The sequence below is a fragment of the Streptomyces sp. NPDC093544 genome, assembly GCF_040683495.1.
GTDB lineage: Bacteria > Actinomycetota > Actinomycetes > Streptomycetales > Streptomycetaceae > Streptomyces.
The window spans coordinates 34,596-56,393 of sequence record NZ_JBFBEA010000019.1; the positions used below are offsets into that span (position 1 = coordinate 34,596).

Here is a 21,798-nt window from a genome sequence, read left to right on the forward strand (position 1 = left end):
CTACTTCTCCTGCTCCTTGAGCTGGGGGCGGCCGGGCTGCTCGCCGCCGCGCTCCTTGATGTACGTCTCGGTGGGGACCATCACCTTGCGGCGGAACACGCAGACCAGCGTGCCGTCCTGCTTGTAGCCCTTGGTCTCGACATGGACGATCCCGCGGTCCGACTTGGATCTGGACGGCGTCTTGCCGAGGACCGTGGTCTCGCCGTAGATCGTGTCGCCGTGGAAGGTCGGCGCCACGTGCTTCAGCGACTCGACCTCCAGGTTGGCGATCGCCTTGCCGGACACGTCCGGCACCGACATGCCCAGCAGGAGGGAATAGATGTAGTTCCCGACCACCACGTTCTTGCCGAAGTCCGTTGTGTTCTCCGCATAGTTGGCGTCCATGTGGAGCGGGTGGTGGTTCATGGTCAGCAGACAGAAGAGGTGGTCGTCGTACTCCGTGACCGTCTTTCCGGGCCAGTGCTTGTAGACCGCGCCGACCTCGAACTCCTCGTAGGTGCGTCCGAACTGCATGGCGTTCAGGCCTCCGGGGCTTCGAACTTGGACGTGCGCCGCATACCGGCCGCCCGGCCCTTGCCCGAGATGACGAGCGCCATCTTGCGGCTGGCCTCGTCGATCATCTCGTCGCCGAGCATCGCGGAACCCTTCTTGCCGCCCGCCTCGGACGTGTAGTACTCGTACGCGTCCAGGATCAGTTCGGCGTGGTCGAAGTCCTCCTGGGAGGGCGAGAAGATCTCGTTCGACGCCTCGACCTGGCCCGGGTGCAGCACCCACTTGCCGTCGAAGCCGAGGGCGGCGGCGCGCTGCGCGACCTCGCGGTAGCCGTCCACGTTGCGGATCTGCAGGTAGGGGCCGTCGATCGCCTGGAGGTCGTACGTACGGGCCGCCATCAGGATCTTCATCAGGATGTAGTGATAGGCGTCCGCGCCGTAGCCGGGCGGCTGTTCGCCCACGACCAGGGTCTTCATGTTGATCGACGCCATGAAGTCGGCCGGGCCGAAGATGATGGTCTCGGTGCGCGGCGAGGCGGCCGCGATCTCGTTGACGTTGACCAGGCCCTTGGCGTTCTCGATCTGCGCCTCGATACCGATCCTGCCGACCTCGAAGCCCATCGTCTTCTCGATCTGCGTCAGCAGCAGGTCGAGCGCGACGACCTGCTGGGCGTCCTGCACCTTCGGCAGCATGATGCAGTCGAGGTTCGGGCCCGCGCCCTCGACGACCGTGACGACATCGCGGTACGTCCACTCCGTCGTCCAGTCGTTGACCCGCACGACCCTCGTCTTGCCGGTCCAGTCGCCCTCGTTGAGGAACTTGACGATGGTGTGCCGCGCCTCGGGCTTGGCGAGCGGCGCGCACGCGTCCTCAAGGTCCAGGAAGACCTGGTCCGCGGGGAGGCCCTGGGCCTTCTCCAGGAAGCGGGGGTTGCTTCCCGGCACCGCCAGGCAGGAACGGCGGGGGCGCAGACGGTTGACGGTCATGCGGGGACCTCCAGGGGGTCGAGCTTGTTCGCTTTGCGGATCTCGTCGACGATACGGCCGATGATTCCGGTGATGTCGAAGTCCTTCGGGGTGAATACCGCGGCCACTCCCGCGGCCCGCAGCAGTTCGGCGTCGGCGTTCGGGATGATCCCGCCGGCGATCACCGGGATGTCGCCCGCACCGGCCTCGCGCAGCCTCTCCAGCACGTCCGGCACCAGCTGGGCGTGCGAGCCGGAGAGGATCGAAAGACCGACGCCGTGCACGTCCTCGGCGACGGCCGCGGCCACGATCTCCTCGGGCGTGAGCCGGATGCCCTGGTAGACCACCTCGAACCCGGCGTCGCGGGCCCGCACGGCGATCTGCTCGGCGCCGTTGGAGTGCCCGTCCAGGCCAGGCTTGCCCACCAGGAAGCGGAGCTTGCCGACCCCGAGGTCGCCGGCGGTCACCGCGACCTTGCGGCGCACCAGCGCCATCGCGGTGCCCTCCTCGGCGGTGACCGCGACGGGCGCGGACGAGACACCGGTGGGGGCACGGAACTCGCCGAACACCTCGCGCAGGGCCCCGGACCACTCACCGGTCGTGACGCCGGCGCGGGCGCACTCCAGGGTGGCTTCCATGAGGTTGTCGGTGCCCTTGGCGGCCGCCTTCAGCCGCTCCAGCGCCTTGCACGGGCGCGGGTGGTTGAACGGGGGCTGGTAGCGGGTGTCACGCCAGTTCTGGAGCGCGGCGACCACCTGGGCCTCGACCGCCGGATCGACCGTCTGGATCGCCGCGTCCAGGTCGGCCGTGAGCGGGTTGGGCTCGGTCGTCTCGAAGATGTTGACGCCGACGATCTTGTCGGTGCCGCCCTCGATTCGTGCCCGGCGCTCGGCGTGCGAGGAGACGAGCTGTGACTTCAGATAGCCCGACTCGACGGCGGCCATCGCGCCGCCCATCTTCTCGATGCGGTCCATCTCGGCGAGTGAATCCTCCACCAGGGAAGCCACCTTGGCCTCGATGACGTGCGAGCCCTCGAAGATGTCCGCGTACTCCAGCAGGTCGCTCTCGTAGGCGAGTACCTGCTGCATGCGCAGCGACCACTGCTGGTCCCAGGGTCGGGGCAGGCCCAACGCCTCGTTCCAGGCGGGTAGTTGGACGGCACGCGCGCGTGCGTCCTTCGATAGCGTCACGGCCAGCATTTCGAGCACGATCCGCTGGATGTTGTTCTCCGGCTGAGCCTCGGTCAGGCCGAGGGAGTTGACCTGGACGCCGTACCGGAAGCGCCGCTGCTTGGCGTCCTCGATGCCGTACCGCTCGCGCGTGATCTGGTCCCAGATTCGTCCGAACGCCCGCATCTTGCACATCTCCTCGATGAAGCGGACACCCGCGTTCACGAAGAAGGAGATACGCGCGACGACATCACCCTTGCGGTCCTCGGCGATCTGCCCCGAGGCGAACACCGCGTCCAGTACGGCGATCGCGGTGGACATCGCGTACGCGATCTCCTGGACCGGGGTGGCTCCCGCCTCCTGGAGGTGGTAGCTGCAGATGTTGATCGGATTCCACTTGGGGATGTGGTTCACCGTGTAGGTGATCATGTCCGTCGTCAGCCGCAGCGAGGGCACCGGCGGGAAGACGTGCGTCCCTCGCGACAGGTACTCCTTCACGATGTCGTTCTGCGTCGTCCCCTGGAGCTGGGTGATGTCCGCGCCCTGCTCTTCGGCGACGACCTGGTAGAGCGCCAGCAGCCACATGGCGGTGGCGTTGATGGTCATCGAGGTGTTCATCTGCTCCAGCGGGATGTCCTGGAACAGCCGGCGCATGTCACCGAGGTGCGAGACCGGCACGCCGACCCGGCCGACCTCACCGCGGGCGAGGATGTGGTCGGGGTCGTAGCCGGTCTGCGTCGGCAGGTCGAAGGCCACGGAGAGACCCGTCTGTCCCTTGGCGAGGTTGCGCCGGTACAACTCGTTGGACGCCTCGGCGGTGGAGTGCCCGGCGTACGTCCGCATCAGCCACGGCCGGTCCTTCTGGCGCTCAGTCATCTACGGGACCTCAGATGTTCCGGAAGCGGTTGATGGCGTCGATGTGCTGGGCGCGCTTCTCCTCGTCGCGGACGCCCAGGCCCTCGCGGGGTGCGAGCGCCAGGACTCCGACCTTGCCCTGATGGAGGTTGCGGTGCACGTCGTAGGCGGCCTGCCCGGTCTCCTCCAGGGAGTACACCCGGGAGAGCGTCGGGTGGATCTTGCCCTTGGCGACCAGCCGGTTGGCCTCCCAGGCCTCGCGGTAGTTGGCGAAGTGCGAGCCCACGATCTTCTTCAGGGACATCCACAGGTAGCGGTTGTCGTACTCGTGGGTGTACCCGGAGGTCGAGGCGCAGGTGACGATGGTGCCGCCCTTGCGGGTGACGTAGACGCTCGCGCCGAAGGTCTCGCGGCCCGGGTGCTCGAATACGATGTCCACGTCCTCGCCGCCGGTCAGCTCGCGGATCCGCTTCCCGAAGCGCTTCCACTCCTTCGGGTCCTGGTGGTGCTCGTCCTTCCAGAACCGGTAGTCCTCGGCGTTGCGGTCGATGATCGCCTCGGCGCCCATCGCCCGGCAGATGTCCGCCTTCTGGGGGCTGCTCACCACACAGATGGGGTTGGCGCCGCCGGCGAGCGCGAACTGTGTGGCGTACGAACCGAGTCCGCCGCTCGCGCCCCAGATGAGGACGTTGTCGCCCTGCTTCATGCCGGCGCCGTTGCGGGAGACCAGCTGGCGGTACGCGGTGGAGTTCACCAGGCCCGGGGCGGCGGCCTCCTCCCAGCTCAGGTGGTCCGGCTTCGGCATCAGCTGGTTCGACTTGACGAGCGCGACCTCGGCGAGTCCGCCGAAGTTGGTCTCGAAGCCCCAGATGCGCTGCTCGGGGTCGAGCATCGTGTCGTTGTGGCCATCTGACGATTCCAGCTCGACGGACAGACAGTGCGCGACGACCTCGTCACCGGGCTTCCAGGCGTTCACGCCGGGGCCGGTGCGCAGGACGACGCCCGCGAGGTCGGAGCCGATGATGTGGTACGGCAGGTCATGCCGCTTGGTGAGCTCGCTGAGCCTGCCGTAGCGCTCCAGGAACCCGAAGGTCGCCATCGGCTCGAAGATCGAGGTCCACACCGAGTTGTAGTTGACCGAGGAGGCCATCACGGCCACCAGGGCTTCGCCCGGGCCGAGTTCGGGCACCGGAACGTCGTCCAGGTGGATCGACTTTCGCGGGTCCTTGTCGCGGGTTTCGAGCCCGGCGAACATCTCCGTCTCGTCCTTGTGCACGGTGATCGCGCGGTACGACTCGGGGAGTGGCAGAGCGGCGAAGTCGGCGGACGTGGCCGTCTGCGACTGGATCGCGTCCAGGATTTCCTTCACGTGGTGCCTCCGGCGACTGGCGTCTTGAGGGAAGACGCTGAGGGTTACGTCGGTGCTGCTGCTGGGGTTGAGGGGTGTGCCGTCGGTTCGGCGGAGGTGGTGCGGTGGCAGCGCTTTGTGGCGCGGAGGTTTGCCTGTGACGCAGGCGTCCGGGCGCGCTCGCCATCGGCTTGCGGGGACAGCCGACGTACGAAGGGTCTCTGCACGCCGGCCGCCCGGACTCCTTCAACGTATGGCACGCCGTGTCACCTGACAAGGCACGGAGTGCCAGAAGTTGCGCTCAGGTGAAATCTTTACGTAACACTTGAGCGATGATCGATCAGGCGGGGCCATTTCGGGGCGCAAAAAAGCCGGACGCGCCCAAATCGGGCACGTCCGGCGATCAGTGAACTACTGCGAGCGTTCCCGAAGAGCCTGCTCGATGGTCCGCATGACCTGGTCCAACGGGGCGTCGACGCGGGCCACCGTCACCAGGACGTCCCCCTCCGTGAAGGAGGAAGCCGGTGCTGCCTGGGGCGCGACGTCGCGCCCGGCGCCGATCCCCGTCCCGAACGTCTTGCGGACGATGGAGAAGGCGTGGTCCAGCTGGGCCTCGACGTCCCCTTGGGCCCCGGCCCGCAGCCAGCGCCGAAGGACGTGATTGTGTGCTGTCACCACGGCGGACGCGGCGACCTCCGCGAGCAGCGGGTCGTCGTTGGCGTCGTCGTCGTGCGCGTGTTCGTCGAAGTGGCCCAGCAGATAGCGGGTGAACAGTCGTTCGTAGCGCGCCACAGAGGCGATCTCGGCCTCGCGCAGCGTCGGCACCTCGCGTGTGAGCTTGTAGCGCGAGACGGAGATCTCGGGCTGGGCCGCGTACATCTTCATGACCTCTTTGATGCCACGGCACACCGTGTCCAGCGGGTGCTCGTGCGCGGGAGCCGCCTTCAGTACGGCCTCGGCCCGGATCAGGGTGTCGTCGTGGTCGGGAAAGATCGCCTCTTCCTTGGAACGGAAGTGGCGGAAGAACGTGCGACGCGCGACCCCGGCCTGGGCCGCGATCTCGTCGACGGTGGTCGCCTCGTATCCCTTGGTCGCGAACAGCTCCATCGCCGCGGCCGCCAGCTCGCGACGCATCTTGAGCCGCTGGGCCGCCGCGCGACCGCCCGCGGCGCTCTCCGGCGCGTCGGACGTGGCTGGTGTACGTGAGGACTTGGCGGGCTGGGACATGCCCCGAACGTACTGCATATGTGCAGGAGAGTGCGCATGTCCGGGGATCCCCCCGCCCTCCGTGGGCGGGGGGTTTCCGGGCGGGCCGAGCAGGCCGCCCCAGTCGGCGCTGTCGCCGGACCAGTCGCCCTCTCGCTCAGCGCCGGGCATATTCGCGGAAGCCGCGGCCCGTCTTGCGGCCGAGGCAGCCCGCGGCCACCAGATGCTCAAGGAGCGGCGCCGGAGCGAGCCCCGGGTCGCGGAACTCGCGGTGCAGGACCTTCTCGATGGCCAGCGAGACATCGAGCCCGACCACGTCCAGGAGCTCGAAGGGGCCCATGGGGTATCCGCCGCCGAGCTTCATCGCGGCGTCGATGTCGTCCAGCGTCGCGTAGTGCTCCTGGACCATCTTGATCGCGTTGTTCAGGTACGGGAACAGCAGCGCGTTTACGATGAAACCGGCCCGGTCCCCGCAGTCCACCGGGTGCTTGCGGATCTTCGCGCAGAGCTCGCGCACGGTGGCGTGCACGTCGTCAGCGGTCAGGACCGTGCGCACGACCTCGACGAGCTTCATCGCCGGGGCCGGGTTGAAGAAGTGCATGCCGATGACGTCCGCCGGGCGCGAGGTGGCGCGGGCGCAGGCGACGACGGGCAGCGAGGACGTGGTGGTGGCGAGGATCGCGCCGGGCTTGCAGACCTTGTCGAACGTCGCGAACAACTCTTGCTTGATCTCCAGGTCCTCGGCGACCGCCTCCAGGGCGAGATCGACGTCCTCGAAGGCGTCGTAGGAGCCCGCCGGGGTGATCCGGTCCAGCGTCTGAACCGCCGCCTCGGCCGTCAGCCGCCCCTTGTCGACGGAGCGCGAGAGCGACTTGCCGATACGGGCCTTGGCGGTCTGCGCCTTCTCCTCGCTGCGGGCGGCGAGGACGACCTCGTACCCGGCTTTCGCGAAGACCTCGGCGATGCCGGACGCCATGGTGCCGGAGCCCGCGACACCGACGGAGCGGATCGTGCGGCCGGGTGTCGTGGCGAGGCCTTCGAGGGGGGTCAGGGCGTCCCGCACGACGACCGCGCTGCCGGACGCCTCGTACGAGTAGAAGCCGCGCCCCGACTTCCGGCCGGTCAGGCCCGCCTCGCTGAGCTGCTTGAGGAGGGGTGCGGGCGCGTGCAGCCGGTCGTGCGACTCGGCGTACATGGCCTCCAGGACCGTCCGCGCGGTGTCGACGCCGATCAGGTCGAGCAGCGCGAGGGGGCCCATCGGCAGCCCGCAGCCGAGCTTCATCGCGGCGTCGATGTCCTCGCGGGAGGCGTACTTGGCCTCGTACATCGCGGCGGCCTGGTTGAGGTAGCCGAACAGCAGCCCGTCGGCGACGAAACCGGGGCGGTCGCCGACCGCGACGGGCTCCTTGCCGAGCTCGATGGCCAGGTCGGTGACCGCGGCGACGGCCGCCGGCGCGGTCAGCACCGAGGAGACGACCTCGACGAGCTTCATCGCGGGCGCCGGGTTGAAGAAGTGCAGGCCAAGGACGCGCTCGGGGTGGGCCGAGTCGGCGGCGAGGCGGGTCACGGACAGCGCGTTCGTGCCAGTGGCCAGGATCGTCCCCGGACGCACGATGCCGTCCAGCGCGCGGAACACCTGCTGCTTGATGTCGTACGACTCCGGAGTCACCTCGATGACCAGGTCGGCGTCGGCCGCGGCTGCCAGGTCGCTGAATGTGCGGAAGTGCGACAGGACGTCGTCGCGCTCCTGCTCGGTGAGCCGCTCGCGGCGCACGGCGCGGGCGGTCGAGGCTTCGAGCGCCGTGACCGCCTGGGCGGCGGCGGCCTCGCTGATGTCGATGCCGATGACTTCGCGGCCGGCGCGGGCAAGGACCTCGGCTATGCCGATGCCCATCGTGCCGAGGCCGATGACGGCGACGGTCTTCAGTGGGGACGGAGAGGTGTCGGAAAGGGGAGTGGCCATCGCGGGACTCCAGGGAGAGGGTGACGACTGAGGAGCGCACGCGGGTACGCCGACAGGCGCACACGGTGCGGAAGTTGTTGCGGGTGATGCCGGGCTGACGAGCGCACACGCCCGGTGCCGTCCCTGGGCGAAGCACATGAGCCCAGCGAGCGGTGAAGCCGACCGGCTCTGTCCCGGAGCCATGTCGTACTGAGGTACCTGAAGTACCGAACCGACTTTCCCCACTGCCTTGGAGGCGTGGGAGGTGCTACCACTCACGGCGGCTGCGTCACCAGGCCACCGTGAGCAAAACGCGAGTGGGTAACTCGCTCGTCTGAGCTTAACCCGCCAGTAACGAGCGCGCCAGTCCCCGAGTTTGTGATGTACGTCCCCGCACCTCACCGGTTTGCCTAGGCTCCTCGTCATGGACGAAGAGTTGCGATCACTCACGGAGCGTTTACGGACCGAGGCCAGGGCTTCGGAGACCTACGACCGTCTCGTGGCGACCGCGGACGCGGACGAGCTGGCAGCCGCGCTCACCGAGCCCGGACAGCCGTTGTGGGCCCGGGAGTTGGTCGCCTTCCGGCTCGGGGTGGCCGGGGACCGGCGGGCCTTCGAGGCGCTCGTCCTGCTGCTCAACCACCGCGACCCCCAGCGCTGCGTGTCCGCCGCGTACGCCCTGTCCCGGCTCGGCGACCCCCGCACCGCCCGAGCGGCGGCCGCACTCGCCACCAACGAACTGCGCGTCGCCTACGCCCTGCATCCCGTACGCCTGCTCGCCGAGCTGCGCGCCCCCGAGGCCGCGCCCGCCCTGATCACCACGCTGGAACGCCGACTGCGCCCGCACGACCCCTACCGCAGGGTCGCCCTGGCCTGCGTGGAGGGACTGGGCGCACTCGGCGACGTACGCGCGAGACCGGTCCTCAACGAGGCCCTGGCGCACCCGGCCCTCGCGGAGGCGGCGGTACGGGCGCTGGCGCGGTTGCCGAAGGCTTAGGCCAGTCGCTCTGGGCGCCGCTGAGTGCGCGTATATAGCGGACCTCGGGAACCGCCACACCATCGGCTTCGAAGGGTTCCTCGGCTCCGTCGGGCGTGAACCCGGCCCCTTCGTAGAAGCGGCGGGCCGGGATGTTCTCCTTCAGCACCCACAGCAGCATCCGCTCGTACCCGCCGGCGGCACACCGTCCGGTCGACTCCCTCAGCAGCGCGCTTCCCACGCCGTCGCCGACCCGGTCGGGATGGACGTAGATCGCGTACAACTCGGCGTCCTCGGTGCGGACTTCACCGTCCCGGTAGGGCCCGTGGCAGGCCCAGCCGACCACCTCACCGCCCCGCTCGGCGACCAGGTTCACGACCTCGCCGCCGCCCCGCCCGAAGCGCTCGCGCCGCCGTGCCGCATCCTCCGCCACGCTGAGGGCGTCGAGGTACGGCTGCGGTACCAGCCCCTTGTACGCCCTCTGCCAGCCGCGGATGCGGATCTCGGAGACGCGGGGGCAGTCCGCGAGGGTCATCTCGCGAATGGTGGTGGGGTCGCTCATGGCGGAACCCTAGGCGTCGGGTGGTCGCGGGGCCTTCTCGATTACTCGGGCAGGACCGCGTACGCCTCGATCTCCATCAGGAACTCCGGCCGGACCAGCGCGGCGACCTGGACTGCCGACGCGGCCGGGAGGCGGTCCGCGGATATGTGCGCGTCGCGGGCGGCGCGGATCGCGGGCATGTGGGCCATGTCCGTGACGAAGAAGGTGAGTTTGACGACGTCGTCGAAGCCGGCACCGGCGGCGGCGAGGCAGCGGCGCAGGTTCTCGAAGACCTGGCGGGCCTGCGCGTCCGGGTCGCCCTCGCCGACGAGCTTGCCGTCCTCGTCCAGAGAGAGCTGGCCCGAGACCGCCACGAAGCGGCCGGTCCCCGTCACGACGTGGGTGTAGGCGCTGGCGGGGGCGACCCCGTCGGGGGCGGGAATCCGCGTCAGTTCGCTCATGTGTCCAGAGTGGACCATGGGTCTGACAACGCCCCCGACGGGTCTCTGTTCAGGCGGAGTTCTCAGCCTCGGAAGCCGAGGAGGCCGTGCAGGGTCGAGCCGCGTGAGGTGGTGGATGCCGCCTTGGTGCTCAGTGGCTCCGGGTCGGGCAGTTTCTGGCACACCGCGTCGACCTCACCGCCGCTGCGCGGCACCCTGCCGTCGGTCAGATAGGCCGCCAGGTACTTGTCCAGGCAGGCGTTGCCGCTCAGCGAGATGCCGTGGTTCCCGCCGCCCTGCTCGACCACCAGGCTGGAGCCGCGCAGGAGATTGTGGACGGTGACGCCGCCCTCGTACGGGGTCGCCGCGTCGTTCGTGGCCTGGAAGAGCAGTGCCGGCGGGATGGCGTCGTTGGAGACGTCGACCGGCCGGAGCGAGTGCGTCGGCCAGAAGGCGCACGGCGCGTTGTACCAGGCGTTGCTCCAGGCCATGAACGGCGCCTTCTTGTACACCGCCCAGTTGTCCTCGCGCCACTGGTTCCAGTCGCGCGGCCAGGACGCGTCACGGCACTGCACCGAGGCGTAGACGCTGTAGCCGTTGTCACCGGCGGCGTCGATGGCGGCGAAGTTGTCGTACGCCTCGACCAGCGGGTCCGCGTTCTTGTCGTTCACATAGGCGGCGAACGCCTCGGCGAGGTAGGGCCAGTAGCCGTTGTAGTAGCCGCCGGGGATGAAGGTGTCCTCCAGCTCGGAGGCGCCCACCTTCTTGTCCGCGGGTTTCTTGGCGAGCGCCGCGCGCATCGCGTACCACTTGGCCTCGATCCTGGCGGGATCGGTGCCGAGCTTGTAGGTGCTGTTGTGCTTGGCGACCCAGGACATGAAGGCCAGGTGGCGGTCGTTGAAGGCGTAGTCCTGGGTGAGGTTGTCGCCGTACCAGACGCCGGTGGGGTCGACGATGGAGTCGAGGACCAGACGCCGTACGCGGTCCGGGTAGAGCTTGGCGTAGACGGCGCCCAGGTAGGTGCCGTACGAGTACCCGAAGTAGTTGATCTGCTTGGCGCCGAGCGCGTGCCGGATCGCGTCCATGTCCTGGACCGCGCTCACCGTGTCGATGTAGGGAAGAAGCTTCGCGTACTTGGTGGCGCACGCGTTCGCGAAGGACGAGGCACGCGCGAGGTTGGCCCTCTCGAGCGCCGGGGTGCTGGGCACCGAGTCCGGGCGCACCGGGTCGAAGTACCCCGGCTTGCAGTCCAGGGCGGGCTTGCTGGCGCCGACGCCACGCGGGTCGAAGCCGATGACGTCGTACTGCGCCGCCACCGCCTTGGGCAGCGCGGACGCGACGTATCCGGCGAGGGTGAGCCCGCTGCCGCCGGGGCCGCCGGGGTTGACCAGCAGCGGTCCCTGGTACTTCTTCGCGGTGTGCGGGACGCGTGAGAGCGCCAGTGTGATCCGCTCGCTGTACGGGTTGGAGTGGTCCAGCGGCACCTTCAGGGACGCGCACTGGAGCGTCGGATAGGCGGTCGTGCCGCACTTCTTCCAGCTGAGCTTCGCGGTCTCGGTGGTGCGCGGTGCGGTCGCGGAGCCGGAGCTCGCGTCGGCGGGGACCGACGTGATCATCCCTGCCACGACGGCGGCAGCACCGCACAGAGCGGCTGCGCGTTTCTTCATGGGGCCTCCCGGGACGGAGGATTCTGAGCCGTGCACGCCACGGCCTTCGCCGCATCGTCCCGGAAAGGGGGTCCGGAAGAACCCGTTCTGGCAAGACTTGACCCGATCGGGCCGCGGGATGCGCTCGGATGCCGTCAGGTGATCGCGTTCACAGGAGCGTGAGCTGCGTCGGCTCCGGTGCCGTCGGCTCGGGCGCGGTGATCCTTCGCGGCATCCCCGCGCGCGAGGGACCGATGCCGTACTCCTGGGCCAGCTCGTGGACCTGACGGGTGATCCGGCGCTGGTACCACTTCGGGGCGTAGGAGCCCTCCGCGTACAGCCGCTCGTAACGGCGTACGAGATGCGGGGGTGGTGCTCCAGCCAGGCCATGAACCACTCGCGCGCCCCGGGCCGCAGATGCAGCACGAGCGGGGTCACGGACGTGGCGCCGGACGCGGCGATCGCTCGTACGGTGGCGCGCAGCTGGGCCGGGTCGTCGCCCAGGAAGGGGATCACCGGGGCCATCAGGACCCCGCAGCCGATGCCGTGGTCCGTCAGGGTGCGTACGACGTCCAGGCGGCGCTCCGGCGCGGGCGTGCCCGGCTCGACGGTGCGCCACAGCTCGGGGTCGGTGAAGCCCACGGAGACGGAGATTCCGACGTCGGTGACCTCGGAGGCCTGCTTCAGGAGGTCTAGGTCGCGCAGGATCAGCGTGCCCTTGGTGAGGATCGAGAAGGGGTTCGCGTGGTCGCGCAGGGCGGCGATGATGCCGGGCATCAGCCGGTAGCGGCCCTCCGCACGCTGATAGCAGTCGACGTTGGTGCCCATCGCGATGTGCTCGCCGTGCCAGCGGCGTGAGCCGAGCCGGCGGCGCAGCAGGTCGGGCGCGTTGACCTTCACCACGATCTGGGAGTCGAAGTCGAGCCCTGAGTCGAGGTCCAGGTAGCTGTGTGTCTTGCGGGCGAAGCAGTACACACAGCGATGCTGCTTCCTCGCAGAGCCCCAGCAGCAGCCAGGCCTCCAGCTTCGACGGTGCCTACATCTCCATCACCGACGGGGCGCGCGGCGGCATCGCCGTCATCGACGGCCACAAGATCACGTACATCAACGTCACCGCTGGCGACCAGCAGTGCCAGCTGACCACGAAGGCCCTCGACGACATCAAGCACGGCTCGATCGTCAAGCGCGGCTCGATCGTCAAGGACGGCAAGACCGACAAGGATCAGTACCAGGTTCTCTCGACCGGCACGATCAACGACAGCCGGACCAGTGTGCTCTGGGACGACGTCAACGGCTCCGACCAGACAGGCACTGACCCGGGATCCGGCTCGATCTCGATGTCGAACAGCATGATCACGCTCGGGTGCACCTTCGCCTACTCGATCGACCAGGTCCAGCTCATCCCCGCCGGCAGCGACCAGGCGAAGGCCTTGATGGCCAAGGACGGCAACCAGCACAGCTGATTGCCGCACCACCCAGGCAGCACAGAACCCGGCGTACAGCCCGACTCGTCTGCCGCTCTAAGTTATGCAGGTCAGGGCCAGTTGTTTGCGAATCCTTGACCTGTTGGGGTCGATATTGTCCGGCGCGTCTCCCAGTCAATTGGCAGCGGCTTCGCCTGGGGGTGTGCCGTCCGCCTCTGCCAGCACCGCCACGGCCCGCTTGTACCGCCCCCATGGCGCGTCACGCGGGGTCCTCGACGGCCGCGTCCAGCGCTCGCGTTTCCAGTTGCAGCGCACGCTCCCACATCCCGCCGGAGCAGCACCTGCTCCGGCGGGGAGTCCTCGTCCAGATTCTGCTGGTAGAGCTCGGCCAGACCGGCCGCCTCCTCATACCAGCGAGCCCCGTCGGTGCTGGCGCGCAGCCAGACGAAACCGCTGGCGGGCCGGCGCAGTGATCCGGACTGGAATCCGTGGGAGAGCCGGCTCTTCAGCCGCGCGGCAGAGGAGAAACGGTGTGGCTGCGCGGGAGCACGGCGAAGATCTGCCGGAGGTGCGGCCGCTGTCGCCGTAGGGTAGCCGTCCGGTTCAAGCTGGCACAGCGCCGACGCCGACCCGGTACCGGCCTCAGCGTTCCCGCCCCGATGAAGTAGAGGCCCGCCGACTGTGGCTGCCGACAACTCCGGATGAACCAGATGCTGGGGGGTAGGTAGTGAGCCAGAGATCGAAGTCAGCTTGGCTCAGCAGTTCGTCCGGGCGGCGGGCCAATCTTCGGCGTCGCGCCCGGTGTCAGGCGAACCTGGGGAACAGCCTCAGCGCGTTGTCCCGTTCCACACCTCGGAGCTCGTCCTCGGTGAAGCCGTCGAAGCCGGTGAGGTTGTCGATGTTGCGGACGACCGTGGGCTCCGGGGCTGCGGGCCAGTCGGTGCCGAACAGGATGTGGTCGGCGGAGGTCACTTCGAGCGTCGGCAGGAGGGAGTTGCGGCTCCCGGCCAGCGCGGTGTCGTAGTAGAGCCCGCGCAGTACCTCCGCCACATGGTCCGGATCGATGTCCGCGTCGTCAGGCCCCCGGCCCATGACGGTGTGCTCACCGATCCGCCAGCCGAGCGTGGGCAGCGCCCCTCCGCAGTGCGCCAGGATCAGCCGCAGCCCGGGATACCGCAGGAAGACGCCGGTGTAGAGCGCGTTGGTGATGGTGCGCGCGGTGTCGAAGGGGAACTCGACGATCGAGCTCGGCCGGCCGAAGCCGAGGACGTCGATATACGGGCAGTCCTCCGGGTGGACGAAGACGGGTACTTCGCGCCGCGCCAGCTCCGCCAGTACGGGTTCGAGTGACGGGTCGCCGAAGTAGCGCCCCAGCACGTTCGAGGTCAGCACGACTCCGTCGAGCCTCAACTCGTCCAGCGCGTAAGCGACTTCGGCCAGCGCCTCGTCGGGGCCGTCCGCCGGAAGTGTCGCGAAGGCTCCGAAGCGGCCGGGGTGCTTCGCGATCAGCTCGGCGTGCCCTTCGTTGATCAGCCGGGCCAGGCGGGTCCCGAAGTCCGGGTCGTCGTCCGCCCCCGCGAACGAGATCGGCATGGACATGAGCTGGGCGGCGATCTCCTGCCGGTCCATGTAGGCGAGCGCCTCCTCCGGCGTCCAGCGCACCGAGATGCGGTATCCGCCGGTCGGCCGGAAGCCCCGGCCCGCGATCGCCATCATCGCTTCGTCCGACACGCCGTGAGTGTGGACATCGATCCGTTGACCAGGCATGACACGGCTCCTCTGCTCCGGGGTGTGTATCCGAGCCTAGATAGCAAACTGTTGTTCGTCAATTTAACTGCCACCATCTCAAGCATCTGGCGTCGCATACTTGAAAACACGACGTTAATAAATTGACGCTCGACACTTTAATGGCTACGGTCGAGGCATGCAGATAGGTGATGTGACAGTCGAACCCCTCACCGACGGCGTCATACCGATGCCGCCGAACCTGCTCTATCCGGACGTGCCGTTGTCCGTGTGGCAGGCGCTGCCCGGCGTCCTCGACCGGCACGGGATGCTTCAGATCCCGTTCGGCGGATTCCTGGCCACTGACCGGCACGGACATCGCGTCATCTTCGATCTGGGTGGCGGGCTCGCCCCGCAGCTGCTGCCCGACGGCGAGCTGCCCCCGGTCTGCGAACTCCTGCCGGAGCAGCTGGACAAACTGGACTGCCCGCTCGGCTCCGTGACCGACGTGGTCCTCAGTCATCTCCACATCGACCACGTGGGCTGGGCCTCCACTGCGGGAATCACCACGTTTCCCCAGGCCAGGCACCACATCCACGCCGCCGACTGGAAGCACTTCGTGGACGGGGACGCCGACGACGCCGTACGCGACAAGGTCGCTCCGCTGCACGACATCGCCGTGCTGTGGGACGGCGACACCGTCTCGCCGTACGACTGGCTGCGTCTCGTACACGCACCGGGCCACACACCGGGCGCCTCGGTCGCGCTGATCGAGTCGCGGGGTCAGAGCCTCGCCCTCGTCGGTGACCTGTTCCACCACCCGGCAGCACTGGACCACCCGCACTGGCGCTGCGGTTTCGACTGGGACGCACCGGCCGCCGCGGCCACCCGCGCGGCCTGGCTGGAGACGCTGCGCGCCGCGGGAACGCCGCTGGTCGGGCCGCATTTCCCCGAACTCCGGCCGGTCACGCTCCGATGAACCGGCCACATTCTCCGAAAGGCTTGCCATGGGCAGCGTGAAAGCGGCGGTCTGCCGGCCGGACAGCGCCGATCCCTTCGAGCTGGAAGAGCTGAGCATCGGCGATCCCCGCCCGGACGAGGTGTTGGTGCGCTTCGCCGCGGCAGGGCTGTGCCATACGGATCTGGAGGTGGCGGCCGGACGTATGCCCACGCCCCTTCCGGTCGTCGCCGGGCACGAGGGGGCGGGGGTGGTGGAGGTGGTCGGCGCGGCCGTCACCGGGTTCGGGCCGGGCGACCGTGTGGTGGCCAGCTTCAGCTTCTGTGGCAGCTGCCGGAACTGTCTGAGCGGACGACCCGCGTACTGTCCCCTCCACTTCGCGCTGAATTTCGGTGCCCGGCGGGCCGACGGCAGCGTCGGGCTGTACGACGCCGCGGGCGAGCCCGTGCACGATCACTTCTTCGGGCAGTCGTCCTTCGCCGGGTACGGGCTGTGCCGCCCCAGCAGCCTGATCAAGGTCGGCGAGACTGATGTACCCGATCATGTGCTCGCTCCCCTCGGTTGCGGCATCATCACCGGCGCCGGGGCGGTCTGGAACCAGTTGAAGGTCTCGCCGGGCAGCACGGTGGCCGTCTTCGGGGCTGGAGCCGTGGGGCTGAGCGCGGTCATGGCGGCCGCGGCGGCCGGCGCCGCGCGGATCATCGTGACCGACCCGCACTCCGCGCGGCTCGACCTCGCCGCCCACCTCGGCGCGACCGACGTCATCGACGCCACGGACGGCCTTACGGTCGAACGGGTACGGGAGCTCACCGGCGGAACAGGCGTCGACTTCAGCGTGGAGTCCACCGGCGTACCCGAAGTGATGTCGCAGGCCGTGGCAGCCCTCGCCCCGCTGGGGAGCGCCGCGATCCTCGGAGTCGCCCCGGACGCGGACCTGCGGACCAGCGCGTTCGCACTCCTCGAAGGACGGACCGTGAGCGGTTCGATCGTCGGCCACCAGGCCCCGGCGGTACTCGTACCCCGCATCCTCGACCTCCACGGCAAGGGCCGCTTCCCACTGGAGGCCATGATCCGCACCTACGCGCTGGACGACATCAACAAGGCCGTGGACGAGGTGCGTTCCGGGACTGCCGTCAAGGCCGTCCTCATCCACTGACTCAGCTGTCCTCAATCCACTGACTCAACTGAACCATCTGTCTCAACTGAGCCGCTCTCACCCTCAAGCAAGGACGAAAGACATGTCAGGGATTCGTCTGTCCGAGGTCGTTCTGCGGACGACCGAATATGACCGCCTCTGTGATTTCTACTCGCTACTCCTCAATCAGCCGCGCACCGTGGAGATGACGCCGCCTCCCTCGGACGATCCGGACGAGCCGTCCCGTATCTGCTTCCTCGACTTCTACTTCGATCCGCCCTACACCCAGCGCATCGCCGTCTTCGAGTGCGCGGACGTCGGCTCCGGCCCGTCCTCCCGTGGTCTGCACCACTTTCAGCTGCGTACGCCGTCCGTAGAGGCGCTGGTGGACCTGTACCGCACGCTCAAGGACGGCGGCCAACTCCCCGTAGAGGCGTCCAACCACGGGCCCGGCACGAGCTTCTACTACCGGGACCCGGACGGGAACAAGGTCGAACTGTCCGCGCTGAACTTCTCCTCCCGGGACGAGATGCGGGCGTTCATGGCGACGGACGCGTTCAAGTCCAACCCCAATGGCTTCCCGCTCGACCCGGAACAGCTGGCCAAGGGTGCGGGGGCCGGCCGGAACCTGAGCGAATTGATCTGGGAACGATGAGACTCACCTCCGCGCCGGGCACCACCGGCGACCTCGCGAACGACACGACGTATGACGTGGTGATCGTGGGCGGCGGTCCCGTGGGGCTCGCGACCGCCATCGAACTGGGCTCCCGCCGGCTGTCCGTGCTCCTCGTCGAGCGCGAGGACGGCGTGGTCCGCTACCCGACGGCGGAGTCCGTCGACACCGCCTCCATGGAGCTGTTGCGCCGGTGGGGCATCTCCGACGAGGTGCTGCGCAGCGGATTCCCCGCCGACGAACGGCGTGACATCTCCTTCGTCTCCCGCATGACGACGTACGAACTGGCGCGCTTCCCGCGTCCCTGCAACGCGGACCGGCGCGCTACCACGCACGGACTGAGCCCCGAAGGGGGCGTGTGGTGGCCGAAGTTCTGGTTCGACCTCGCCCTGCGGGAACGCGCCGCCGCCGAACCCACGGTGGACCTGCGCTACCGGTGGACCTGCGACGCGTTCGACGACGGAACGCACGGCGTGACCGTGCGGCTCTCCTCGCAGGCATACGGCCGCAGGACCGTGCGGGCCCGCTACCTGGTGGCGTGCGACGGTGCGGCCTCTCCTGTCCGCAAGGCCCTGGGCATCGAATCGCTGCGGGACTCGGCCGACGTCCGGGCCCGCTGGCAGGGTGCCTTCGTCAGCCTTCCCGGGCTGCGTGAACGCGTACCGCACGCCCCGGCCGTGCAGTACTACCTGGTCAACCCCCGTCGCATGATTCTCGGTTCGCTCGACGGCGGTGATCTGTGGCGCGTCACCTATCCGCTGGCGGAAGGGGAGTCGCCCGCTGCCACCGAGGTGCGGGCCACCGTCGCCGACGCGCTCGACTGCACGGCTCGGGACGTCGAGGTGCTAGACGCCCGGGAGTGGAGCGGCGACGCGGTGGTGGCCGAGTCCTTCCGGTCCGGTCATGTACTGCTGGCGGGCGATTCCGCGCACCGTATGTGGCCCTCGGGCGGGCATGGCATGAACACCGGTCTCGGCGATGTGGCCAACCTCGGCTGGAAGCTGGAAGGCGTGCTGCGGGGCTGGGCTCCGGACGCCCTGCTCGACACGTACACCGCCGAACGCCGGCCACACGCCGAGCGCATGGTCCGCCGCGCCTGGCACAACTACCGCGCGGACAACGCGATCCTGCCCGACCCGGCACTGGACGATCCGGCGGAGAAGGAGGCGCGGGACCGGGCCGGTGAGCGCATCGTGGCCACCCGGCACACCGAGTGGCGTTCCCTCGGCGTCCAACTCGGCCTGTGCTACACGAAGTCGCCGCTCATTGTCCCGGACGGGACCCCGGAGCCCCCCGCCGACCCGGAGAAGTACGTGCCCACCGCACGCCCCGGGCATCGCGCCCCGCACGTCGCGCTGGCCGACGGGAGCTCCGTACTCGACCTGTTCCGCGGGCGCTTCACCCTGCTGAACATCGCCCCCGCCGTGGACTGCGGAGCTCTGGCCCAGACGTTCCGGACCCGGGGAATCCCCCTCGACGAGGAGTGGGTCGGCGCCGACGGCGCGCGCGAGGTGTACGGGTGCGCCATCGCACTAGTACGCCCCGACGGCATCGTCGCCTGGCGCGGTGACGCCTGCCCGGCGGACCCCGACGCCCTGGTGGACCAGGTCATCGGTCGGTCGGCCAACGACCGAGGAACTCGGGAACTCACGAGCTGAGGAACGGAGAACATCATGCTGCTCGCACAGACCGGCGACGGCATCGCGCGGGTCGGTCCCGAGGGACTGCAACTCCTCGACGCCCCCGGCCGATCGCTGGAGGACTTCATCGTTGAAGGCCGGCTGGCCGAGGTGGCGGGCCTGCGGGTCCGCAAGGAGATCAGTCGGCGGCAAGCCACGTTCGCACCCCCCGTGCGGCGGCCCGGCAAGATCGTCGTCATCGGCCTCAACTACCGTGACCACGCGGCCGAGACGGGCAGCCCACTGCCCGCCCTCCCCCGCTTCCACCTGATCCCCGGCTCCGCCGTCACCTCCCCGGACACCAACGTCCACCTGCCGGAATCCGCGCCGGAACGAGTCGACTACGAGGGCGAACTGGCCGTCGTGATCGGGCGGGACGGCCGCGACATTCCGGAGAGGGACGCCTGGGACTTCGTCGCGGGCGGGACGGTCGCCAACGACCTCTCGGCGCGCGACGTCCAGGCGGGTGACAATCCGGCCCTGGCGATGGCCAGCCCGGCCCTCGCCAAGGGGTTCGACGGCTTCAAGCCGCTCGGGCCCGCCCTGCTCACGGCCGACGAACTGCGCCTGCACGACGCGCTGGACATCACCACCGAGGTCAACGGGGTCGTGCGGCAGCGTTCCTCGACGGCCGAGCTGATCTTCCCGGTCCCCCAACTCCTCGCCTACGTCAGCTCGTTCCTGACCCTGGAAGCCGGTGACGTGATCCTCACCGGGACCCCGGGAGGCACCGGCATCGCGGACGGACGGTTCCTGGCGGCGGGCGACGTCGTGTCGGTCACCCTCGACAGGATCGGCACGCTGACCAGCACGATCGCTCCTCCGAATGCCGGACTGCGGCAGGAGGAGTCATGACGAGCGACGGATGCGTTCTCTGCGAACGGGCCGCGGAGCTCGGTGCCGCGGATCCCGGCTGGCTGCTGCGGACCGGGCACTGGGGAGTGTCCATGCACCCGGCCATGCCGGCGCCCGGCTGGGTCGCGGTCCAAACGCTGCGGCACACCGAAGGACTCGCCGCTCTGGACGGTACCGAGAGCGCCGAACTCGGCCCGCTCCTGGCCCGGTTGAGTGCGGCGGTGACCCGGGTGACCGGCTCGCAACGGGTCTACACCTACTCCCTCGGCGAGAACAGTCCCCATACCCACATGCTGCTGGGCCCGCCCCGACCGGACCTGCGTGGCGCGGCGTTCATCACCGGGCTTTTGCGTCGCGAGGCATCCCTGGCCGACGACACGGCCACCCTCCGCGTCGCCCGCGAACTGGCGGGCGAACTGGCCGCCGGAAACACCAACACCATCTGAAAGCGGTGAGATCAATGACGCAGTCGACCGAAGTGGCGATCCCCAAGATCTTCACGTACTTCGAGGCGGCCGAGAGCCCGAAGGGCCGCGCATTCAAGGTAAAACTCGAGCGCTTCGCCAAGGTCCCGCTCGACGTCCCCGAGGAGCTGGCGACAGCCTTCGGACGGGCCATGAACACAGGGGACAGGCTCGGCGACGCCTACATCGACGCCAGCTTCGCCTCGCCCAAGGGCAAGTCCCGCGCCCGGAAGGATGTCGAGCAGGCCCTGCGCGGCGGTATCAAGAGCGTCAACGACCCGTCTCCGGAACTGGTGGCGCTGTTCGACTCGATCAACACCGACCCCGAGTGGGTGGACTGGGACAAGGTCGAGCACGGTGCTGAGGTCTTCCGGCGGTACAAGGAGCTGTACCCGTTCTTCGGAATGTCCACGTTCAACGCGTACGGTCTGGAGACCGTCGCCAAGCCGCTCGCGCTGACCGGCGCCTACACCGGCGGGTCGGCGTTCGGCCGGTTTGTGGAGACCTCCCGGCTCTGGACGGACACCACCGAGCCCGGGGCCATGCGACCTGGTGCCGTGGGACGCCGCTCCGCGGTGTTCGTGCGCACCCTGCACTCGATGATCCGGCACACCCTGCTGCCGCACCCCGAGTGGGACCGGGACCGGCTGGGCATGCCTATCAGCCAGTTCGCGCAGACCGGGACCCTGCTACTCAGCTCGTTCGCCCCCGGGATGCAGCTGAAGCTGCTCGGCTACCGGCCCACGGACGCCGACATCGAGGCCATGATGCATCACTGGCGCTACGTCGGATACCTCATGGGTGTCGAGGCGCCGTGGTACCCGGAGACGGTCGCCGATGGCTTCCTGGCGAACCTGTTGCTCGGACTCTCGGAGGAGCCGAAGATCGACGACGACTCCCGGGAACTGTGCCGGTCGTTCATGGACACCTACCTGCCCCCGGAGGACGCGAAGGGACTGCGCCAGGTCTACGGCAAGCTGCGCTACAAGGCGCAGCTCGGTCACGCGCGCTTCTATCTGGGCGAGGAGAGCTACGGGTCGACGGGTCTGCCCGACCCCGGCCTGTGGCGCTTCGCTCCGCTTGCCCGGGTGCCCGGGAACCTGACGCGCGAGACCCTGCGGCGGAACGTCACCGGCGTGGCCGGGTGGATCGACCAGGTCAACCGGCGCGACCGGCACGCATTCCTCAATACGAACCTCGAAGGCGGCGAAGCGAAGTTCAAGCCCGTGGACAAGCTCTCGCGGTAGTCCACCGGCGCACGCGCTAAAGGAATATCCGCCCCGCCCCACCCGGTTCCCGCCTCCT

General features: G+C 68.9%; 18 protein-coding genes and 2 pseudogenes. 9 read left to right on the forward strand and 11 right to left on the reverse strand.

The window, feature by feature from the left end; translation table 11 throughout:
• The 6 genes from AB0N66_RS27515 to AB0N66_RS27540 all read right to left on the reverse strand — a co-directional run bounded on the left by AB0N66_RS27515 (position 1) and on the right by AB0N66_RS27540 (position 7,998).
• Positions 1-513, reverse strand: a complete 513-nt coding sequence (locus AB0N66_RS27515; protein WP_365439907.1) for a MaoC family dehydratase — start codon at positions 511-513, stop codon at positions 1-3.
• A gap of 5 nt (positions 514-518) precedes the next feature.
• Positions 519-1,478: a CoA ester lyase gene (locus AB0N66_RS27520; RefSeq protein ID WP_365439909.1), complete on the reverse strand. Its 960-nt coding sequence runs from the start codon at positions 1,476-1,478 to the stop codon at positions 519-521.
• Complete coding sequence (locus AB0N66_RS27525; protein WP_365439911.1) at positions 1,475-3,502, reverse strand: protein meaA; 2,028 nt, start codon at positions 3,500-3,502, stop codon at positions 1,475-1,477. Before AB0N66_RS27525 ends, AB0N66_RS27520 begins: the two co-directional genes overlap by 4 nt.
• Positions 3,503-3,512: 10 nt before the next feature.
• On the reverse strand, positions 3,513-4,850 hold the full coding sequence (gene ccrA, locus AB0N66_RS27530; protein ID WP_365439913.1) for a crotonyl-CoA carboxylase/reductase: 1,338 nt from the start codon (positions 4,848-4,850) through the stop codon (positions 3,513-3,515).
• A gap of 390 nt (positions 4,851-5,240) precedes the next feature.
• Positions 5,241-6,056: a TetR family transcriptional regulator gene (locus AB0N66_RS27535; RefSeq protein WP_365439915.1), complete on the reverse strand. Its 816-nt coding sequence runs from the start codon at positions 6,054-6,056 to the stop codon at positions 5,241-5,243.
• 136 nt (positions 6,057-6,192) lie between these two features.
• Positions 6,193-7,998 carry a 3-hydroxybutyryl-CoA dehydrogenase gene (locus tag AB0N66_RS27540; protein ID WP_365439917.1) on the reverse strand — a complete coding sequence of 602 codons (1,806 nt, stop codon included), beginning with the start codon at positions 7,996-7,998 and terminating at the stop codon, positions 6,193-6,195.
• 403 nt (positions 7,999-8,401) lie between these two features.
• Between AB0N66_RS27540 and AB0N66_RS27545 the strand changes: the two genes are divergently transcribed.
• Positions 8,402-8,974 (forward strand): adenylosuccinate lyase, encoded by a 573-nt coding sequence (locus AB0N66_RS27545; RefSeq protein ID WP_365439919.1) that lies wholly within the window; start codon positions 8,402-8,404, stop codon positions 8,972-8,974.
• A 16-nt stretch (positions 8,975-8,990) separates the two neighbouring features.
• Here AB0N66_RS27545 and AB0N66_RS27550 read toward each other — a convergent pair.
• The 4 genes and pseudogenes from AB0N66_RS27550 to AB0N66_RS27565 form a co-directional block, all read right to left on the reverse strand.
• A pseudogene (locus AB0N66_RS27550) lies at positions 8,991-9,515 on the reverse strand (N-acetyltransferase); the annotation flags it as partial.
• A gap of 41 nt (positions 9,516-9,556) precedes the next feature.
• A complete protein-coding gene (locus tag AB0N66_RS27555) occupies positions 9,557-9,955 on the reverse strand; it encodes a RidA family protein (protein WP_365439921.1) in 399 nt (132 codons plus the stop codon).
• A 62-nt stretch (positions 9,956-10,017) separates the two neighbouring features.
• Entirely contained in the window at positions 10,018-11,601 is a 1,584-nt protein-coding gene (locus tag AB0N66_RS27560; RefSeq protein ID WP_365439923.1) for an alpha/beta hydrolase, read from the reverse strand.
• A gap of 148 nt (positions 11,602-11,749) precedes the next feature.
• A pseudogene (locus AB0N66_RS27565) lies at positions 11,750-12,558 on the reverse strand (radical SAM protein); the annotation flags it as partial.
• Between AB0N66_RS27565 and AB0N66_RS27570 the strand changes: the two are divergent.
• On the forward strand, positions 12,531-13,043 hold the full coding sequence (locus AB0N66_RS27570) for a hypothetical protein (protein ID WP_365439925.1): 513 nt from the start codon (positions 12,531-12,533) through the stop codon (positions 13,041-13,043). The pseudogene AB0N66_RS27565 and the gene AB0N66_RS27570 overlap by 28 nt on opposite strands.
• Before the next feature lie 765 nt (positions 13,044-13,808).
• Here AB0N66_RS27570 and AB0N66_RS27575 read toward each other — a convergent pair.
• On the reverse strand, positions 13,809-14,771 hold the full coding sequence (locus AB0N66_RS27575; RefSeq protein WP_365439927.1) for an amidohydrolase family protein: 963 nt from the start codon (positions 14,769-14,771) through the stop codon (positions 13,809-13,811).
• A gap of 157 nt (positions 14,772-14,928) precedes the next feature.
• Between AB0N66_RS27575 and AB0N66_RS27580 the strand changes: the two genes are divergently transcribed.
• The 7 genes from AB0N66_RS27580 (at position 14,929) to AB0N66_RS27610 (ending at position 21,740) form a co-directional block, all read left to right on the forward strand.
• On the forward strand, positions 14,929-15,708 hold the full coding sequence (locus AB0N66_RS27580) for an MBL fold metallo-hydrolase (RefSeq protein WP_365439929.1): 780 nt from the start codon (positions 14,929-14,931) through the stop codon (positions 15,706-15,708).
• A 28-nt stretch (positions 15,709-15,736) separates the two neighbouring features.
• The gene (locus AB0N66_RS27585; RefSeq protein ID WP_365439931.1) at positions 15,737-16,843 is read left to right on the forward strand and encodes an NAD(P)-dependent alcohol dehydrogenase; all 1,107 of its coding nucleotides are present in this window, start codon (positions 15,737-15,739) and stop codon (positions 16,841-16,843) included.
• An 82-nt stretch (positions 16,844-16,925) separates the two neighbouring features.
• Entirely contained in the window at positions 16,926-17,477 is a 552-nt protein-coding gene (locus AB0N66_RS27590) for a VOC family protein (protein ID WP_365439933.1), read from the forward strand.
• Positions 17,474-19,153 carry an FAD-dependent monooxygenase gene (locus AB0N66_RS27595; protein WP_365439935.1) on the forward strand — a complete coding sequence of 560 codons (1,680 nt, stop codon included), beginning with the start codon at positions 17,474-17,476 and terminating at the stop codon, positions 19,151-19,153. Before AB0N66_RS27590 ends, AB0N66_RS27595 begins: the two co-directional genes overlap by 4 nt.
• A 15-nt stretch (positions 19,154-19,168) precedes the next feature.
• Entirely contained in the window at positions 19,169-20,029 is an 861-nt protein-coding gene (locus AB0N66_RS27600) for a fumarylacetoacetate hydrolase family protein (RefSeq protein ID WP_365439937.1), read from the forward strand.
• Positions 20,026-20,475 (forward strand): hypothetical protein, encoded by a 450-nt coding sequence (locus tag AB0N66_RS27605; protein ID WP_365439939.1) that lies wholly within the window; start codon positions 20,026-20,028, stop codon positions 20,473-20,475. Before AB0N66_RS27600 ends, AB0N66_RS27605 begins: the two co-directional genes overlap by 4 nt.
• Positions 20,476-20,489: 14 nt before the next feature.
• Positions 20,490-21,740: an oxygenase MpaB family protein gene (locus AB0N66_RS27610; protein ID WP_365439941.1), complete on the forward strand. Its 1,251-nt coding sequence runs from the start codon at positions 20,490-20,492 to the stop codon at positions 21,738-21,740.
• The last annotated feature ends 58 nt before the right edge of the window (positions 21,741-21,798 follow it).

What these genes read in the sequence shown, in the direction of transcription:
- AB0N66_RS27515 (WP_365439907.1), bottom strand. Translation starts at nt 513, where the DNA reads ATGCAGTTCGGACGCACCTACGAGGAGTTCGAGGTCGGCGCGGTCTAC.
- AB0N66_RS27520 (WP_365439909.1), bottom strand. Translation starts at nt 1,478, where the DNA reads ATGACCGTCAACCGTCTGCGCCCCCGCCGTTCCTGCCTGGCGGTGCCG.
- AB0N66_RS27525 (WP_365439911.1), bottom strand. Translation starts at nt 3,502, where the DNA reads ATGACTGAGCGCCAGAAGGACCGGCCGTGGCTGATGCGGACGTACGCC.
- AB0N66_RS27535 (WP_365439915.1), bottom strand. Translation starts at nt 6,056, where the DNA reads ATGTCCCAGCCCGCCAAGTCCTCACGTACACCAGCCACGTCCGACGCG.
- AB0N66_RS27540 (WP_365439917.1), bottom strand. Translation starts at nt 7,998, where the DNA reads ATGGCCACTCCCCTTTCCGACACCTCTCCGTCCCCACTGAAGACCGTC.
- AB0N66_RS27545 (WP_365439919.1), top strand. Translation starts at nt 8,402, where the DNA reads ATGGACGAAGAGTTGCGATCACTCACGGAGCGTTTACGGACCGAGGCC.
- AB0N66_RS27555 (WP_365439921.1), bottom strand. Translation starts at nt 9,955, where the DNA reads ATGAGCGAACTGACGCGGATTCCCGCCCCCGACGGGGTCGCCCCCGCC.
- AB0N66_RS27560 (WP_365439923.1), bottom strand. Translation starts at nt 11,601, where the DNA reads ATGAAGAAACGCGCAGCCGCTCTGTGCGGTGCTGCCGCCGTCGTGGCA.
- AB0N66_RS27575 (WP_365439927.1), bottom strand. Translation starts at nt 14,771, where the DNA reads ATGCCTGGTCAACGGATCGATGTCCACACTCACGGCGTGTCGGACGAA.
- AB0N66_RS27580 (WP_365439929.1), top strand. Translation starts at nt 14,929, where the DNA reads ATGCAGATAGGTGATGTGACAGTCGAACCCCTCACCGACGGCGTCATA.
- AB0N66_RS27585 (WP_365439931.1), top strand. Translation starts at nt 15,737, where the DNA reads ATGGGCAGCGTGAAAGCGGCGGTCTGCCGGCCGGACAGCGCCGATCCC.
- AB0N66_RS27590 (WP_365439933.1), top strand. Translation starts at nt 16,926, where the DNA reads ATGTCAGGGATTCGTCTGTCCGAGGTCGTTCTGCGGACGACCGAATAT.
- AB0N66_RS27595 (WP_365439935.1), top strand. Translation starts at nt 17,474, where the DNA reads ATGAGACTCACCTCCGCGCCGGGCACCACCGGCGACCTCGCGAACGAC.
- AB0N66_RS27600 (WP_365439937.1), top strand. Translation starts at nt 19,169, where the DNA reads ATGCTGCTCGCACAGACCGGCGACGGCATCGCGCGGGTCGGTCCCGAG.
- AB0N66_RS27605 (WP_365439939.1), top strand. Translation starts at nt 20,026, where the DNA reads ATGACGAGCGACGGATGCGTTCTCTGCGAACGGGCCGCGGAGCTCGGT.
- AB0N66_RS27610 (WP_365439941.1), top strand. Translation starts at nt 20,490, where the DNA reads ATGACGCAGTCGACCGAAGTGGCGATCCCCAAGATCTTCACGTACTTC.